We start from the raw sequence: 16,964 nt of genomic DNA on the forward strand, positions 1-16,964 counted from the left end.
CATCTACACATTGAAACGGAAGTGCATAATGTCTCCGTCCTGTACGACGTACTCCTTGCCTTCCAGGCGCAGCTGTCCGCGCTCTTTGACCGCGCTCATCGAGCCGGCAGCCACCAGATCATCATAGGAGACAACCTCGGCGCGAATGAACCCGCGCTCGAAGTCCGTGTGAATAACTCCAGCCGCACCCGGCGCTTTCGTTCCTTTGCGGATCGTCCAGGCACGCACCTCCTGAACCCCTGCCGTAAAGTAAGTGTACAATCCGAGCAGGCGGTAAGCGGCTTGAATCAGGCGATCCAGTCCGGACGCCTCCAGGCCCAGCTCCTCCAGGAACATCGCTTTGTCCTCGCCCTCCAGCTCGGCGATTTCCGCTTCGACCTTGGCGCTGATCGGCACAACTTCAGCGTTCTCCGCTGCGGCGAATTCCTTCACCTGCTGCACGAACGGGTTGTTGTCCGCATCCGTTACTCCATCCTCGCTCACGTTTGCCGCATACAGCACCGGCTTCAGCGTCAGCAGATGCAGGTCGCGGACGATCAGCTTCTCGTCATCGGACAGCTCCACGCTGCGGGCAGGCATGTCGTTGTACAGCGCTTCTTTCACGCGCTCCAGCACTTCGACTTCCTGTGCGTACTGCTTGTTGCCGCCTTTCATGTTCTTGCGGGAACGTTCGATCCGCTTCTCCACGCTATCCAGGTCGGCCAGAATGAGCTCGAGGTTAATCGTCTGAATGTCGCTGATCGGATTGATTTTTCCGTCCACGTGGGTAATATTCTCGTCCTCAAAGCAGCGCACAACATGCACGATCGCATCAACCTCGCGGATGTGGGCCAAGAACTTGTTGCCGAGTCCCTCGCCTTTGCTCGCGCCGCGCACCAGACCTGCGATATCGACGAATTCAAAAGCAGTCGGCACCGTACGGTTCGGCACGACCAGCTCGGTTAATTTATCTAGACGCTCGTCCGGTACTTCGACCACTCCGACGTTAGGATCAATCGTACAGAACGGATAGTTCGCGGATTCTGCGCCTGCTTGCGTTATTGCATTAAACAGCGTAGATTTTCCGACGTTCGGCAAACCTACGATCCCTGCTTTTAAAGCCATATGAATGACAACTCCTCATTATAGTAATTGCTCAGCTACTTGTCTTCTTCAATCATAGTACATATACCCCGGCCATATTTCAAGGACAACCGTATGGAATATCCTGCTTTGCACAACGTTGCCTTAGAACGGATACCAGAAACCGGGGAACACCTGCAGCTTCAAAAATATCGCCAGCCCGAGCAGCAGCGCGCACAGCACAACCGCCAGTTTATCTGTGAACGACATGACCGTGCCCATATACCAGGTACGGCTGCGCCCCGTGCCGAACCCTCGCAGATCCATCGCATCCGAGACAGATTCAATATGCTGGAGCGACGATTGCAGCAGCGGAACGACGACCAGCGAGAGGTTTTTCAGCCGTCTCCGCAAATTCCCGTCCTCCCGCGAAATGCCCAGCCCGCGCATTTGCATCGCATTCAGGATCGTCCGGAACTCCTGCGTCAAATCAGGAATATAGCGAAAAGCAATGCTCACCGCATACGCCATTTTGTACGGTACGCCCAGCTTGTTGAGACTTGCGGCAAACCGGCTCGGATGCGTCGTAAATATGAAGAGCAGCGTAATCGGCAGTAAAGTCATATATTTCAGCGATAAAGTCAGCACATAGAACAGCGTTTCCTGGTTAATCGTGTTATAGCCGATAGGGATTCGCGGCGTATGACTGCCCGTCAGCGTTGTTCCGAAACGGGGCGTAAGCAGCAGAATAAAGGCACTGTTCAGCACCGTAAACACCGTCAATATCCAGAAAAGGAACGACATTCGCTTCAGCGGAATACCCGTCGTCAGCAGCATGGCTATGCCTGCCGTCAGCATGACGGCAAATATGCGCAGATCCAGAAACAGAAACGTAACGACCGTCCAGCTCAGCAGCAGAATCAGCTTCACCGCTCCATCCATCCGGTGAAACAACGAATCCCCTTCAATATACAAGCTGCCTGTTCTACTCATCAGAGAGCTGCACCCCCTTGTTCATGGCAAGATAAGCCTCGACAAGACGGGACGGCGAGGATAATCCGCATAATCTGGCGAACCGGGACAAGCTGTCCTCCCGCAGCCGCGCCCTGTCCGTCACCTCAGCGTCAGACAGCACCTCCGCGACCTTGCCCGCAGCAATGACCTCGCCACCTGCCAGGACGACCGCACGGTCGGCATATTCCAAAGCCAGATGCATGTCATGCGTAATGAACAAAAACGCCGTCCCCCTGGCCGCCAATCGTTCTATAAAGCCCATAAATTCGGTGTAGTGCCGGTAATCCTGACCTGCCGTTGGCTCGTCCAGAATAATCAGCGCGGGATCGAGTACGAGTACGGACGCGATGCAGAGCCGTTTTTTCTGCCCAAAACTCAGCGCCGACACAGGCCAGTTGCGGTATGGATATAGCCCGCACACGCGCAGCGCCTCATCGATCCGCCGTTCCCGCTCCTCTGCAGCGACGCCGCGGGCGGCCAGGCCCAGACCCACCTCATCCCGGATCATATGCTGGGTAATCATTTGATGCGGATTTTGCAGGACGTAGCCGATCTGCTCGCCCCTGCGGCGTATGGACCAGCCTTCGATGTCCTCGCCTCGCCATAATACCGCTCCCGAGCGCGGTTTCATGAGCCCCGTGATCAGCCCGGACAGCGTCGATTTGCCCGCCCCGTTATTGCCCAGCAAAGCTACCGTTTCTCCTTCCCCTACATGGAAGGATACGTCCCGGATAACCTCCCGGCCCTGCGAATAGGCAAAGGATACATGCCGTACTTCAAGCAGAGGCTCGGAATCGATTCTGTCCTGATTAGAACGCATCCTAACAGGGGCAGAGCTGATCCACTGCTCCAGGCCGTCACGAAGCGCCTCAAGCTTGGCTGGATTACCCTTGGCGGCCGCTGTCCCTTCAAGCTGAACCAAATGGCTCCATCGCTCCGCGGGCATGCCAGCATGGGCCAAAGCCTCCAAATAAAGCGGCTGGCGAAGGCCATGACGGGGAAGTACGCCGTCCGCCAATATCCGTTCCGGGACAGCTGCGGCAACGATTTGCCCGCCATCCATGACGACGATCCGATCCACCGGCTGCTCCAGCACATCCTCGACCCGATGCTCAATGATCACCACCGTCTTGCCGCTGTGCCGGTGGATATCATCGATCAATGCCATCGCCCGCATGCCGCTCACCGGATCAAGATTGGCGAGCGGTTCATCGAATAGCAGAATGTCCGCCTGCGTCGTCAGCACGCCAGCCAGCGACACGCTTTGCTTCTGTCCGCCCGACAGGTCATGCGGCCCCTGCGCCTCGAAGGCCAGCATGCCGACCAGATCAAGCGAGGAGACCACCTTGGCTTTCATCTCGGACTGAGGTACGTTCTCATTCTCCATTTGAAAAGCAACATCTTCCCCAACCGTCTGCCCCACGAACTGGGCATCCGGATTTTGCAGAATCGTTCCGACCGCACGGCTGCGCTCGAATATCCCTAACGAAACGGCAGGCTGCCCGTTCAGCAGGAGCTCTCCCGAAATCTCGCCCCGGTAGGAAAAGGGAATTAGCCCATTGATGCAATGGGCTAATGTCGATTTGCCCGAGCCGCTTGGCCCGGCAATCCATATTTTCTCGCCAGGATAAATGTCGAGATTGATATCATTTAACGTCGGCTTGGACTGCTTTTTATAACGAAAGCTAAAATTACGAAAAGAAATCACAGGCTGCATAACTACATAAACTCCTAACTGTCTGCGTCTATGGTGAGGTTCGCGTCATTCCGGTTGCGCTTCGCATAAGCCCATACGGCCGGAACGCCGAGAATGAAGAAGACGGCTGTATTGGCAAGTCCGGCCGCAACTGCTTGGACGATAACCTTACCGCCAGGCTCGCCCATGACAAAAATATCGAACAAGTACGAGAAGGCCAGAGCCGCAAAAATACCGATAACGCCATACACAATAAACTGCACGATGTGCGTCTTCCTGATCTCCCCGTCCTGCGGATTGAAGCCTTTGGCCAGATAGATCAGCCCCATGAAGGCCGCGGCAATCCCCGAGCCGAGAGCCCAGCCCCACCAGACGGTTCCATTGGTAATAAAATCGTTGATAACATGTCCGAGAAAGCCGGCAATGAAGCCGACGACCGGACCGAACAGCGCACCGAAAATCGCCAGGAGAGCGATCGAAGGCCGCAGCTGCGTATCTGTGCCGATCGGAATGCCGATCCAGCTCGTTGCCCCGTAGAGAGCAGCACCGATTCCAATCGTAACGACCGTCCGGGTGCTCCACTTCCAAATGGATGGTTTCATCCTAAAATTCCCCCTTAACATTGAACTGGCCAGGCGCTATTTGGCGTTCCAAGCAATCTCTTGGTGTCATACCGGCAAAATAGCATCTGATTCAAATATAAGGGGGAACTTCTAGAAACGCAATATAATTCTCTGTAATTTCATCGGATTTATATGAAAAATCTGTCTATTCCCGGCGTACCAGCCGCGCCGTGCCCTTCAGCGCCGCGATATTGCCGGCGCCGATACCGAACATGGCGGTGCGCAGCTCCAGCTCGACACGCTCCAACTGAGCGTCGAGCGCCTGCGCCGAATGCACCGCTGGTTCCAGCAGCGCCCGGCCGAACCCGGCCAGATTTGCGCCAAGCGCCAGCGCCTTGGCGGCATCCACGCCGGTGTTCAGGCCCCCGCTGCCAATCAGGGCGGCTTGCGGTACAGACGCCCGCACTTCGCGGATGCATTCGGCGGTGGGAATACCCCAATCCGCGAATGCTTCCGCCGCGAGGCGCCGCACGGGGTCGGCGCTGCGGAACTTCTCGACCTGGCTCCAGGACGTACCGCCAGCGCCAGCTACATCGATGAACGCAGCGCCTGCTTCATGAAGCCGCTTCGCAGTCGCGCCATCGATCCCCCAGCCGACTTCCTTCACGCCGACCGGTATCGGCAGCTTTTTGCACAGCTCCTCAATCCGGGCCAGCACGCCGCGAAATGCCGTATTGCCTTCCGGCTGGAAGATTTCCTGCAGCCCGTTCAAATGCAGCACGAGCATGTCCGCTCCGGCGATTTCTACCGCACGCATGCATTCATCCGGGCCGAAGCCGTAATTCAGCTGAACCGCGCCCAGGTTGGCAATAACCGGAATCGTTGGTGCTTTGGTGCGCACGGCAAACGTAGCCGCCAGTTCCTCGCGCTCGACCGCCGCACGGACCGAGCCTACGCCAAGAGCCCAGCCGCGATGCTCCGCGACCTCCGCCAGCCGCTCATTGATCACGCCAGCCAGTTCACTCCCCCCGGTCATCGAGCTGATCAGGAATGGCGTCCGGAGCGAAGCCCCCAGGAAGGATGTTTTCAAGCTAATCTCATCGAAATTCAGCTCGGGAAGCGCATTATGGCGGAAGATATACTTCTGAAACCCCGTCAGCACACCCTCGGCACCGACTTGCTCCTCCAGGCATATGCGGATGTGTTCACTTTTGCGTCCAGACGTATTTCCCATACTGCTCCTCCTTGTCATCGTTGTCTCTGCACAGCTCTTGTATATTCAAATGCCTCTTATAACAGCGGCGAGAACAGCCGGGCCGCCGATTCCATGAACCGCACGAACAGCTTCTTCTCCATAAACGCTTTGTACTCGATTTGCTTCGTAAACAATAAATCCCGCTCGAAATCTTTAACCATTTGCCCAATGCTGTCGGTTTGCACAAGCAGGGCATTCACCTCAAAGTTCAAATGAAAGCTGCGCATGTCCATATTGGCCGTGCCGACAGTAGCAATTTCCCCATCGACAATCAGCAGCTTCGAATGGAGAAAGCCTTTCTCATATTCGAAAATCTTCACTCCCGCCTCCAGCAGCTCGGGAAAATAAGAATGCGAGGCCAGAAACGGCAGCCATTTGTCCGGCTTGGCCGGAAATAGAATCCGTACGTCCAGGCCGGATAGACCGGCAATCTTGAGCGCCGTAAAAATATCATCATCCGGGATAAAATACGGCGTAGCCAGCCAAATCGATTTCTTGGCTGAAGACATCATCGAGAAGAAGATGTTCTTCAGGGTCCGGCTCTCATTATCGGGCCCGCTGGGCACGATTTGCACGGCGCCGACGCAGCCGGTCTCCAGCTCCGGAGACAGGTACTGCAGCGACATAATCTTTTCCCCGGTAACGTATTTCCAGTCCTGGAGAAAAATAATTTGCAGCGAGCGAACCGCTTCCCCTTTGACGAGCATATGCGTGTCCCGCCAAAAGCCGTACGTCTTGTTGCGGCTCAAGTATTCGTCCCCCACGTTCAAGCCGCCGATGAAGCCGGTCGTGCCGTCGATGACAACAATCTTCCGGTGGTTGCGATAGTTGACCCGGCTGGATAGAGCCAAAAAGCGGACTTGTCCATATATACCAACCTTGACTCCGGCTTCTTCCAGCTCGCGGATAAACGATTTCGGCAGGCCGATACTGCCCACCGCATCGAACATGAACCGAACCTCGACCCCGGCTTTTGCCTTCTCAATCAGCGTCTTCTGGATTTCGCGCCCAATGTCATCCGCCCGGTAAATATAATATTCCATATGTATATGATGCTCAGCCTTCTTCAGCTCCTTCAGGAGCGAAGAGAAGGTCTCCTCTCCGTTCGTCAGCACCTTCGTGCGGGTATACATGGAAAACGGCGTACGGGCCAGACGCTGGGACAGCTGAAGCAGCCGCTGCTCTTCCGGGGTAAACTGCGATAAATCGCGAGGCAGCATGTAAGCATTATTATCGATGCGCTCGTAGTTTCTCCGATCCTCCTCCGCCTTCTTATCGAAATTCCGGCGCTTGAAATAGTTCTGGCCAAACAGGAAATAAAATAGGAGTCCGACAACCGGAAGCAGGCCAAGTACCAAAATCCAAGCCACGGTGCTCGAAGGGTTGCGATTTTCCATGAATATCGCGAAGCCGATCGTCATGACCGTCAAGGTTTGAAAAATACTGACCAGAGTACCGCCGAACTTCCCGAAGACGCCAAATCCAAAATAATAAAACGCGAAAAGTATGGCGGCAATCAATAAAACTTGCAATCCACGTCTCATGGTTGTCTCCTTTTCACAGTATGCTGCAGTGATTCTATTTTACATGATCCGCAACTTTCTTCCTAATACAATATTGAAGCCAGCTTCTATTATAGCGTAAACGAAAGAACATAGGCATGCCTTGTCCGGGAGCGCCCCATACCCCATTATTGAGGTCATACTAACAAAAAGAGACGATTCGCCAGGCGGCTTGCATCAAGCAACCGCCCTGACGGATCGTCCCTATTGTATAGCTCTGCGTGTATTAGCTTATGTGTGCTCTCCATTGACGAAGCTGCGCTAGATCATCGGCCAGGAATTCTCGCAGCAGCTCGGCCAAACCGCTGTAAAGCGGACTTTTCGTAGTCCGGATCAGCTCCTCCGCCAGCCGCGGGGCCCATTTCAGCAAATGAACTTCCAGGAAACGAATCTGGGTATCTGCCATCTCCAGGCAACTGTGGCGCATATGGCTCAAGTCGGCCTTGCTGCGCATTCCTTCCGCCAGCACCGCCATAAATTCCAGCTCCATGGCAATATGGTCGTCTCTCTCGCCGGTTAGTTTATTAAACACAACGCCGCTATCGGCGTACATGGACCGAATATGGGAAATGCAAGCAGCGGCATTTGCCCCATCCCTTTTAGCCCGGAAAATCCCTTCGCACGGAATCAGCATAGACTGATCTCCCAGGAAGAGCCGCCGATATTCCTCCGCCTCCTGATGGCACGCGCTGCGAAAATGCCGTTCAGGAATGCCCTCCAAATAACTTTTCAGCCTCTTGCCGCCTCTGCTGTTTGGAATTCGATGCGTCAGTTCTGCCCGCTGCCGCCACTGGGCAATCAAGGACATGCGCGGCGGACGGCTCAGAAAGTCCATCAGCAGCTCATATACCCAGCCACGGCGCTCCAACCAATCGTTGTGCTCCGGCATTGCCTGAACAGGTTCTTTGAACAACATGGTCATATTGGTCATCTCCCTGCGAAGAAATATAAGACAAGTATAGGCCCGTAGGTTAAGGTTCATGCCTGACATTGTTGGAAAAAAAGATGATTTCCTTCTTGACTCGGAAATCATCCAAGCAGCATATACCGACACATGATTAAGGGGGTCATGTATCGCTCACCTTCATTATATCTCATTAATGAAAACGCTTTATATGATATATTTTACATTTCGGTTAACAATTCCTCTGTCCCAAATTCTGCTGTTCGGCATATAGCTGAGCGATCCTGTAATCCTCCGGCCGATTCATATTGAATACAACGAGCTCTGCGGGCAGCCCAGAGGCCTGGCTCAGCTCCTCTCCGCTAATATATTTGGCCGGAAGGCCGGAAATCCAGTAATTTACCCGAAGAAGCCCCTCCCCCAGCGCCCGTTCTAGCTCAGGCAATACACTGTGGCGATACATTGCCAGCAGCGGCTGCGCTCGGCCGCCTACATAGGGAATAACAACCTCCATGGGCTCCCCATGTCCCCGCCTCTGCTCCTCCAGCATCTGAGCCAGCTCGGCCATATAACGGAACAAAGCTGCATTTGCAAAGGGCATGTCACAGCTTACGACAAGACACCACTTACGGGCTGATGCAGCAAGCCCGGCATGCAGCCCAGCCAGCGGCCCGCATCCGGAATAGATGTCTTGCCGCAGTGGAAGGCCTAATTCGGCATAACGGGCGGATGGGCCGCAGGAGATAACGACCTCGTCAGTGGCCTTCTGCAGCTCACAGGCCAGCCGTTCAATGACTGGCTGGCCATCTATCGGCAGTACCGCCTTATTCGTTCCCATGCGGCTCGACCTGCCGCCCGCTAAAATAATTCCAGTCCACTCCATCGGATTGTCTCCTTATGTTAAAGAAAGGTTATAATTAGTAATATTTCTGTCAATACGGAAAAAGATGGTTTGTAACCTTTTTCGTCCCTGTGTTACATTGAGAACGTAACCATTAATATTAGTGAGCTATCGATGTTAAATCGATTTGGACAGAAGGGAATGGCGCGTTTGCGGAATTATACTGAGAATCCGTCAGATTCTTTACTGCCCTTGGGGCTGCTTAATTTTTTCATCTATGGGACTATGGTTATCTTTGCAGCCTTCTTCCAATTATATTTGCTGGACGTTGGCATGGACAAGCTGGAGATCGGCAGCCTGATGGCAATTGCCCCTCTGGTTTCCTTGATTGCCCATCCATTCTGGAGGTATTTGAGCGATCGCACCCAGAATATCCGCATCATCCTGCTGATCATGCTCACGGGCCTGCTTATAGCCGGTCATATGGTGTTCAAAGTGGACACTTATACTATGCTTTATTTTACGATGATTCTGCTGTATTTTTTTCAAAGCCCTTTGCTATCGCAGAGCAACAGTCTCATTCTTGGATATATCGAAGGGACGGATTTAAAATTTAATACTTACCGGCTGTGGGGCTCATTAGGCTGGACCTTGCTCGCTTTGGGCTCAGGGGCGGTCATCGATCAGGTTGGGCACAACGGCATTTCGCTGCTGTTCAGTGTGACCCTGATGCTGGCGATCGGCTCGTCGCTGCTGCTTCCGTCCATTCGCAAGACGACTAACACGCCCTGGATAAGAACACATGAGATTACCCGGGTTCTGCAAAATAAATATTTTATCGCCTTCATTGTTTTCGGAGTCCTGGTCTCCATCCCTAATGCCATTAATACGATATTCATGCCGATATTCATGAATGATCTGGGCAGTACCAGACTGGAGGTTGGCGGCGCGGTGTTCCTGTCCACCCTATTTGAAGCGGGCACATTCACGCTGCTTCACCGCTATCTTAAACGCAGAATCACCTATTTAATGGCTTGTATCACAATCGTGAGCATTCTGTTTGCGCTACGGTGGCAGTTGATGTCTGTAGCTTCCACGCCGCTGCAGATCATTTTTATCCAGGTGCTGCATGCCGTGACGTTCGGCGGCTTCTTCTATGTGGGCACCCGGCTGACCGCCCTGCTGCTGCCCCGTCCTCTCCGCTCCTCCGGGCAAGCGGTTTATGCGTTTGCGCTGAGCGGCCTAGCCTTCATACTCGCCGGCTTCCTCGGCGGATGGCTGTTCCAGAGCTTCGGAGCGGTGATTATGTACCGGTTTGGCGTTACGTTTACGATGTTTGGCGCAGCAGGCTTTGCCGCGATGTGGTATCGCATCTACAAGGCTGGATATTCACCCACCCCATTATCTGAAGAACCTTAAATGAACTGTCGTGTCCGGTGCTCGAGCAAGAGCATCGGGCTTTTCTTCCAGTAGAACGTTATATAAAAAGGAAAACAACTCTCCGCCTCGTCACGCCCAGCTACAACTGGTTACGCCAAACAGCAAAAGCGTTGTTTTCCATGGTACTTCTTTATTCTAAACTATGAAATGCATTTCAGATCAACGATGATCGCATTAAAAATTTTGGATGGAAGGAGGGACATGCGGGTGCCAAACATTAAGCAGATCGCCGAGGCTGCCGGAGTTTCTGTCAGCACGGTTTCCCGGGTCCTGAACAATCACCCCTATGTCCGGGAGGATAAGCGCAAGGCCGTCGAAGAGGCCGTTGAACGTCTGCAATATTCACGCAACATGAATGCCGTCCATCTGGTCAAAGGAGCGACGCAAACGATCGGCGTCGTTCTGCCCCAAATCAATAATGCCTACTTCGGCAGAGTCGTCGAAGGGATCGGAGAGCAGGCGCTGCAGGTCAATTACCAGTTGATGCTGTGCCAGACAGGCTACCGTACCCATGAGGAACGGCGGGCGCTGCACATGCTGAGGGATAAGATCGTGGATGGACTCATCATCGTCTCGCGCTCGCTCTCCTTGAATCAAATCGAGAAATATGCCAAATACGGCCCCATTACACTGTGTGAAGAAGTGCGCGGCCGCTCCTTATCCTGCGTTTATTTCGATCATTATGCCTCTTTCCAAAAAGCAATCATCTACCTGTGGAATAAAGGCCACCGCCGGATCGGCTACACGGTGAACCGCAGGAATAGTGCCAGCAGCTCCACCCGCAACAAGGCATACCTGGACACGCTCGCTTCCCTCGGAGGCGAGAGCCGTGAAACCTGGATCTTTGACAACTGCTTACATCTCGAGGATGGCGCCGGGCTGCTGACAAAAATCTTGGCCATGGACGACCCGCCGAGCGCTCTCCTGATCACCGGAGATCAGGTAGCTGCCGGATTGATGATCGCCGCCCAGAATCAAGGCGTGCGGATTCCCGACGATCTTGCCTTCATCGGCCTCGATAACCAGCCGATCTCCAAGCTGCTCGGCATCACCACGATCGATAACCGGCTGAACGAGATCGGCGCAGAGGCCTTCGGCATCAGCTACAGGCAAATTACCAAACAGACCGACAGCACGATCATCCAGGAGCTTGGCTTCAAAATCGTCGAACGATCCAGCGTTTAGATTAAATGGTGGTGTTGTTTGGAGCCTCTTGGTAAAGCATCGCCACTTGATTACGCTTGGCGGGATTAAAACAAGCTGCCCCTCGAAGGATCATCGCTGATGATTGGGGGCAGCTTCTTTGCGTAAACAATAAATCCAGTCAACCTATTGTCCCGGATAGGTTCTGCTCCTGTTTAACGGGTAGCTCTGTTGTTATCCACGGCTGTGCTGCCAAAAAACTTGATGCAGTACAGAGCAGAGATGCCGACAATCGCATAAATGATGCGGGCCGCTGCGCTGCCTTGCCCGCCGAAGATCGAGGCTACCAAATCATACTGGAACAACCCGACCAGCAGCCAGTTTATGCCGCCGATAATTAGCAGTGTAAGAGCAATCGTATCTAATGTTTTCACGTTAAATCCTCCTATTGGAAATCAAATTTAGATTATGTTTTGTTATGTTATACTATTTCCTAAAATTACAGCTTTTAAAAACACATTTTGAAAATATTCGAGCTCTGATAAAAATATCTCTTATAACGAGAGCATTAACACGGAAACTAGTGAATTCAGCAGATACACAACGGACATGAGATCCGCTATTTCCTCATTTTTGCTATTTTCGACGGGCTAACGGACACAGAATCAGCTATTCCCCCGCAATTTACAACATTTCAGGGTCTTTGTACCGATTAACGGAACCAGGGTCCGTTCGCAGTCACTTTTGGCGATTTTTACATGAATAGAGGACAGAGGGTCCTTTAATTTTTACAAAGTATGTGAGTAACCGTTACTTCTACTGTCCCCTTTAGTACTACTTCCCAATGTTACTTGTTGCTCCCGTGGTACTTGTTGCTCCCCGTGGAACTTTTTTCTGCCTCCTACGCTACTTACATTGCTACTACATTGTTATTACATTGTTATTACATTGCTATTACACTGCTGCTTACTTTGCCCCCTACTTCGGCCATCACCTTGCATTGCTGCCCTCACACCCGCTAGCACCGCTATGTCACTGTCACTGAAGCTGTCACTGTCACTGTCGCTACCACCACATATTACCGCTGCCACTACCACGATCACCAACACTGCCCACCACTGCACCACCACTTTCACGACCATACTCTCCCCATGGTCCACAGCTTTCAAAAGCTCATTTCCCTCTCTTTCTTTAGCTACACTGCAGCCGCCATCGCATCACACATGGCAGCACACGGCCTTGCTCAACGCAAAATACCCCGCATTAAGCAAGGCTTAATGCGGGGTATTCATATGCACAGATACGCAGCAAATCCTGTTTATTTTTTATCCGGCAGCTGGAAGGAACTCTTCAGAGATACGACCAGGTTAAAGACCGGACGGCCCGGCGCCGAATATTTGGAATCGACGTTGAAGTAGCCATGGCGGAAAAACTGGAATTTATCCTGCGGCTTCACATCCTTCAAGCCCGGCTCCACAAAACCTTGAACGACCTTCAAGGAGTTCGGGTTGAGGTAGTCCATGAAGGTTTTCTCTTCGCCGCCTTCCTCATCGTCGAGCTGAACCCCTTCCTCCACCTGAACATCCCGGATCAACGGCTCGTATAGTCTGAATTCGGCTGGTACCGCCTGCGATGCCTCGACCCAATGGATCGTACCCTTCACCTTGCGGCCGGTAAATCCGCTGCCGCTCTTCGTTTCCGGATCGTAAGTACAGTGGATTTCCACTACATTGCCTTCTTCATCCTTGATCACGTCATTGCATTTGATGAAATAAGCATGCTTCAAACGCACCTCATTGCCCGGGAACAAGCGGAAATACTTGCTTGGCGGGTTCTCCATGAAGTCCTCGCGCTCAATATAAATTTCCCGGGAGAACGGGATTTGGCGATGGCCCATTTCCGGGTTCTCGCTGTTGTTCTCAGCTTCGAGCAGTTCGGTTTGCCCTTCCGGGTAGTTCGTGATCACGACTTTAAGCGGGTCAAGGACAGCCATCGTTCTTGGCGCCTTCAGCTTCAAATCCTCACGGATGAAATGATCCAGCATCTTCAGATCAATCTCCCCGTACGCCTTGGATATGCCCGCTTCGAACACGAAAGCCTTGATCGCTTCCGGCGTTACGCCGCGGCGGCGCAGGCCGGATATCGTCGGCATTCTCGGGTCGTCCCAGCCGTCCACGATGCCTTCGTCAACCAGCAGCTTCAACTTCCGCTTGCTCGTTACCGTCTGGGTCAGATTCAAGCGCCCAAATTCATACTGGCGGGGAACACTTGGCATCTCCGTCTCCTCGATGACCCAATCATAGAACGGACGCTGATCTTCAAATTCTGTCGTGCAGAGCGAGTGCGTGATGCCCTCGATCGCATCCTCCAGCGGATGGGCGTAGGTATACATCGGATAGATGCACCACTTGTCTCCCGTGTTGTGATGAGAAGCATGGAGAATGCGGTAAATGACCGGATCCCGCAGGTTAATGTTCGGCGAGGCCATGTCAATTTTGGCGCGCAGCACCTTCTCGCCGTCCTTGAATTCCCCGGCACGCATCCGGGCGAACAGACCAAGGTTCTCCTCCACGGAACGGTCGCGATACGGGCTATTCTGACCCGGCTCGGTCAGCGTTCCGCGGGTCGCGCGGATCTCGTCGGGGCTTTGATCGTCAACGTAGGCTTTGCCTTTCTTGATCAGCACGATCGCCCGCTCATACATCTCTTCGAAATAATCCGAGGCAAAATGCAGCTCTTCCCAATCGAAGCCAAGCCATTTCACGTCTTCCTTGATCGAGTTGACGTACTCCACGTCCTCCTTGACGGGGTTTGTATCGTCAAAGCGCAGATGGGTGCGGCCGCCGAATTCATCAGCGATCGTAAAGTTAATCCAGATCGCTTTGGCATGCCCGATATGCAAATAACCGTTTGGCTCCGGCGGAAAGCGCGTGACGATCTCCTTCACTTTGCCGCTCTTCAGATCCTCGGTAATAATGTTCTTAATAAAGTTAGGAGGTGTACTGTTGCTGCTGTTATGCTCCACGGATATCAACCTTTCCTTATATGATAAACCTCGTTCTGATCCGATTTTTCTTCTTATAAATATACCGATAACTCCGCAATAGTTCAATGGCATAGGCGCAGCCCGGCGCTTTTGTTAAGATATAGGGAAGTATAGACCTTCGAAGCTTCCGCATCCTTATATCACAAGGGAACCCCGCTAATTGAGGTCAAGGCTTCCTGAAAAGTACGTCGATAGACGTGTTTTCATCTAAATGAAGCCATCAATTCATACGAAAGGACGTCATCAAATATGGCCATCACCCCATTGAAGCTGCCTAGAGAGCAGCGCGAACAAATGATATCGCTCATTCAGGAATATTTCGAGGTGGAACGGGGCGAACAAATCGGCGATTTGGCCGCAGACGGCATGCTGGATTTTTTTCTGAAGCAAATCGGCCCTTATGTATACAATCAGGCACTAAGCGACTCCCGCCAGCTTGTGAATGAACGAATGGCATCGCTGGAAGAAGATATCTATGCGCTTGAACTGAGACCCGGACGAGTCAGATAACGCCAGGGACAAGCCTATCTAAACGTCAGCTGCCTCACATAGACCTCCGGCACGGGATGACTATTTGCTATCACTTGCTGGAGGGATAACCGGGCACCACATTAAAATATCGTCCACATATTCCCCTTCAATGCAATATTCCGCAATCAGCCTGCCCTGCATCATAAACCCGCAGCTTTCATAAAAGGCAACAGCGCAAGGATTCGTGCTGAGCACGCGCAGGGAGAGCTTGCGGATGCCCTCTTCCGCAGCCAACTCCTTCATTGCCGCCATTAGACTGCTTCCAATTCCGAGCCGCCGGTAAGCCGGATGAATCGCCACATGAATTTCATACACATGGCGATGGCATGGCATCGCCGTAGGTGCGGCAAAACCCAAATATCCGCACACCCGCTCACCGATAACAGCTACGAGCTGGCCGCCTGGCGGACAGTTCCGCAAATATTGCTCCCGGGACGCCCACTTGATAGGAGAGGGGCTGGTCCGGCTGGTCCAGGCCAACGCGTCAATCTCCATTAATTGAACTGCGTCCCGCAGCTCCGATCGCCTGATCCAGATGCTGAACTTCCGAGGCACATCCGTTTCATCGCCATGCATGCCGCCATCCCTTTCCATCGTTCCTAATAATGATGTACTACCATTATACCACTATAGGGAATTTGCTATAAAATCTCATACCGCACGCTCTGGGGCAGCATTTGCCCGGTTCATCCGGGAATGGGCGAAGAAGAAGCTGATGGATAACACCGCGGTCCCGGCAGCCAGCCAAGCGACCGGCGGAAGACCGCCGCCATCATACATCGATCCCATAATATACGGGCCGATCACTCTTCCTGCAGCTCCCAGACCGCCTACAAGCCCGATATAGAACGGTGCCTCCTTGCCGCACCGCTCGGCTATAAACGAAGGGATCGCGGGAGAAATCAGCATCTCTCCAAGCGTGGCCAGCACCATCGCCAGCACCATGCCCGGATAATTGTTCATAATGACGATGACGACGTAGGCCGACAGGTAGAACATCGCGCTAATCGTCATCTGGGCATTCTCCGTACGGGCAAACAGCCGCTTGATCGCCCCCGTCACCGGCTGAGCGACAAAGATCAATATGCCGTTCAACGTCCACAAATAGCCATAGGCAGTTTTGGACATCCCTTCGGAGATAATGTACGGGGACACCCCCGTGTTCCATATCGAGTTGCCGAACCAGAGAAACAGCGAGCCGAGGCCCATATAGAGATAAATTCGCGTATTTCCAAGCAGCAGCCCCATCCCCTTGCCTTCGGAGGGAGCCCCTTTCTTCAACTTCACCGCTGCTCCACCGCCGATACCGTCGATCCGTGACAAATAAGCGAAGAAGAACAACGCGAACCCGGCCGAGGTTACCCCGTTTAGGATAAAACTCAAATGATACGAAAATTCAGCCAGAAATCCGCTCAGCGCCGTACCGGCGGCTACTCCAATATTGTTGGCCACATAAATGACATTAAACAGCTCTCCGCGCCGGTCGGCAAACCGAAAGCCGACAAAGGCCTGGATTGCCGGAAGCGACACGGCATTGCAGAAGCCGATGAAGCCCATCATCGCCACAAAAAACAGCCAGTAGCTGTTGATAAAAGGCAATGTAAACAATCCGAGCGCATTTAGAATCAGGGAGCCGACGATCAATCTCTTAACGCCGATTCTGTGATACAGCCCGCCTCCCAGGAGCTGTCCGGCGATGCCGCCGACGGATTGGATCAGAATGACGAAGCCGGCGTCCGCCATGCTGCGGCCCAGCTCATCAAACACATACATCGACACGAGCGGCCACATGAGCGACCCGCCTGCGGAATTGACAAGACTCGCGACTAGAAAACCTTTCACTTCTTTAGGATACTGCTCCAAAAATTTCAACGTTATCGCCCACCATCTGCATGAAGAGGAAAAAG

The 16,964-nt window shown here is 53.1% G+C and carries 15 protein-coding genes; 3 read left to right on the top strand and 12 right to left on the bottom strand.

Translation table 11 applies throughout. The features are described 5' to 3' along the window. Positions 1–3: 3 nt before the first annotated feature. The 8 genes from ychF to mobA all read right to left on the bottom strand — a co-directional run bounded on the left by ychF (position 4) and on the right by mobA (position 8,939). Positions 4–1,104, bottom strand: a complete 1,101-nt coding sequence (ychF, locus tag QNH46_RS22530; protein WP_155612178.1) for a redox-regulated ATPase YchF — start codon at positions 1,102–1,104, stop codon at positions 4–6. Positions 1,105–1,227: 123 nt separating this feature from the next. Beyond that, positions 1,228–2,055, bottom strand: a complete 828-nt coding sequence (locus QNH46_RS22535; protein ID WP_283926106.1) for an energy-coupling factor transporter transmembrane component T family protein — start codon at positions 2,053–2,055, stop codon at positions 1,228–1,230. Then, positions 2,048–3,793 (bottom strand): ABC transporter ATP-binding protein, encoded by a 1,746-nt coding sequence (locus QNH46_RS22540; protein ID WP_283926107.1) that lies wholly within the window; start codon positions 3,791–3,793, stop codon positions 2,048–2,050. Before QNH46_RS22540 ends, QNH46_RS22535 begins: the two co-directional genes overlap by 8 nt. Positions 3,794–3,807: 14 nt before the next feature. Then, entirely contained in the window at positions 3,808–4,374 is a 567-nt protein-coding gene (locus tag QNH46_RS22545; RefSeq protein WP_283926108.1) for an ECF-type riboflavin transporter substrate-binding protein, read from the bottom strand. Between the two features lie 166 nt (positions 4,375–4,540). Continuing rightward, positions 4,541–5,569, bottom strand: a complete 1,029-nt coding sequence (gene fni / locus QNH46_RS22550; RefSeq protein ID WP_283926109.1) for a type 2 isopentenyl-diphosphate Delta-isomerase — start codon at positions 5,567–5,569, stop codon at positions 4,541–4,543. 56 nt (positions 5,570–5,625) lie between these two features. Then, positions 5,626–7,134: a cardiolipin synthase gene (gene cls / locus QNH46_RS22555; protein ID WP_283926110.1), complete on the bottom strand. Its 1,509-nt coding sequence runs from the start codon at positions 7,132–7,134 to the stop codon at positions 5,626–5,628. A gap of 244 nt (positions 7,135–7,378) precedes the next feature. Beyond that, positions 7,379–8,074, bottom strand: a complete 696-nt coding sequence (locus QNH46_RS22560) for a TorD/DmsD family molecular chaperone (protein ID WP_283926111.1) — start codon at positions 8,072–8,074, stop codon at positions 7,379–7,381. 214 nt (positions 8,075–8,288) lie between these two features. Continuing rightward, entirely contained in the window at positions 8,289–8,939 is a 651-nt protein-coding gene (gene mobA, locus QNH46_RS22565) for a molybdenum cofactor guanylyltransferase (protein WP_283926112.1), read from the bottom strand. Between the two features lie 159 nt (positions 8,940–9,098). On the opposite strand from mobA, the gene QNH46_RS22570 reads away from it, so the two are divergent. Then, positions 9,099–10,316, top strand: coding sequence for an MFS transporter (locus tag QNH46_RS22570; protein WP_347342998.1), 1,218 nt, complete (start codon positions 9,099–9,101; stop codon positions 10,314–10,316). A gap of 222 nt (positions 10,317–10,538) precedes the next feature. Next, positions 10,539–11,522, top strand: coding sequence for a LacI family DNA-binding transcriptional regulator (locus QNH46_RS22575; protein WP_347342999.1), 984 nt, complete (start codon positions 10,539–10,541; stop codon positions 11,520–11,522). Positions 11,523–11,695: 173 nt separating this feature from the next. Here QNH46_RS22575 and QNH46_RS22580 read toward each other — a convergent pair whose 3' ends face one another. Both QNH46_RS22580 and QNH46_RS22585 read right to left on the bottom strand, forming a co-directional pair. Continuing rightward, positions 11,696–11,914, bottom strand: coding sequence for a DUF378 domain-containing protein (locus QNH46_RS22580; protein ID WP_283926115.1), 219 nt, complete (start codon positions 11,912–11,914; stop codon positions 11,696–11,698). Positions 11,915–12,798: 884 nt separating this feature from the next. Beyond that, positions 12,799–14,505, bottom strand: coding sequence for a glutamine--tRNA ligase/YqeY domain fusion protein (locus tag QNH46_RS22585; RefSeq protein ID WP_430691856.1), 1,707 nt, complete (start codon positions 14,503–14,505; stop codon positions 12,799–12,801). 270 nt (positions 14,506–14,775) lie between these two features. On the opposite strand from QNH46_RS22585, the gene QNH46_RS22590 reads away from it, so the two are divergent. Further along, positions 14,776–15,036: a DUF2164 domain-containing protein gene (locus QNH46_RS22590; protein ID WP_373870970.1), complete on the top strand. Its 261-nt coding sequence runs from the start codon at positions 14,776–14,778 to the stop codon at positions 15,034–15,036. 60 nt (positions 15,037–15,096) lie between these two features. On the opposite strand, the gene QNH46_RS22595 is transcribed toward QNH46_RS22590, so the two are convergent. Further along, positions 15,097–15,633: a GNAT family N-acetyltransferase gene (locus QNH46_RS22595; protein WP_283926117.1), complete on the bottom strand. Its 537-nt coding sequence runs from the start codon at positions 15,631–15,633 to the stop codon at positions 15,097–15,099. Between the two features lie 75 nt (positions 15,634–15,708). Next, positions 15,709–16,929, bottom strand: a complete 1,221-nt coding sequence (locus QNH46_RS22600; protein WP_283926118.1) for an MFS transporter — start codon at positions 16,927–16,929, stop codon at positions 15,709–15,711. Positions 16,930–16,964 lie beyond the last annotated feature (35 nt).

Origin of the sequence: Paenibacillus woosongensis (assembly GCF_030122845.1) — a bacterium.
Classification (GTDB): domain Bacteria; phylum Bacillota; class Bacilli; order Paenibacillales; family Paenibacillaceae; genus Fontibacillus; species Fontibacillus woosongensis_A.

Coding starts and splice junctions, on each gene's coding strand:
- ychF (WP_155612178.1), bottom strand. CDS start 1,104: ATGGCTTTAAAAGCAGGGATCGTAGGTTTGCCGAACGTCGGAAAATCT.
- QNH46_RS22535 (WP_283926106.1), bottom strand. CDS start 2,055: ATGAGTAGAACAGGCAGCTTGTATATTGAAGGGGATTCGTTGTTTCAC.
- QNH46_RS22540 (WP_283926107.1), bottom strand. CDS start 3,793: ATGCAGCCTGTGATTTCTTTTCGTAATTTTAGCTTTCGTTATAAAAAG.
- QNH46_RS22545 (WP_283926108.1), bottom strand. CDS start 4,374: ATGAAACCATCCATTTGGAAGTGGAGCACCCGGACGGTCGTTACGATT.
- fni (WP_283926109.1), bottom strand. CDS start 5,569: ATGGGAAATACGTCTGGACGCAAAAGTGAACACATCCGCATATGCCTG.
- cls (WP_283926110.1), bottom strand. CDS start 7,134: ATGAGACGTGGATTGCAAGTTTTATTGATTGCCGCCATACTTTTCGCG.
- QNH46_RS22560 (WP_283926111.1), bottom strand. CDS start 8,074: ATGACCATGTTGTTCAAAGAACCTGTTCAGGCAATGCCGGAGCACAAC.
- mobA (WP_283926112.1), bottom strand. CDS start 8,939: ATGGAGTGGACTGGAATTATTTTAGCGGGCGGCAGGTCGAGCCGCATG.
- QNH46_RS22570 (WP_347342998.1), top strand. CDS start 9,099: ATGGCGCGTTTGCGGAATTATACTGAGAATCCGTCAGATTCTTTACTG.
- QNH46_RS22575 (WP_347342999.1), top strand. CDS start 10,539: ATGCGGGTGCCAAACATTAAGCAGATCGCCGAGGCTGCCGGAGTTTCT.
- QNH46_RS22590 (WP_373870970.1), top strand. CDS start 14,776: ATGGCCATCACCCCATTGAAGCTGCCTAGAGAGCAGCGCGAACAAATG.
- QNH46_RS22595 (WP_283926117.1), bottom strand. CDS start 15,633: ATGCATGGCGATGAAACGGATGTGCCTCGGAAGTTCAGCATCTGGATC.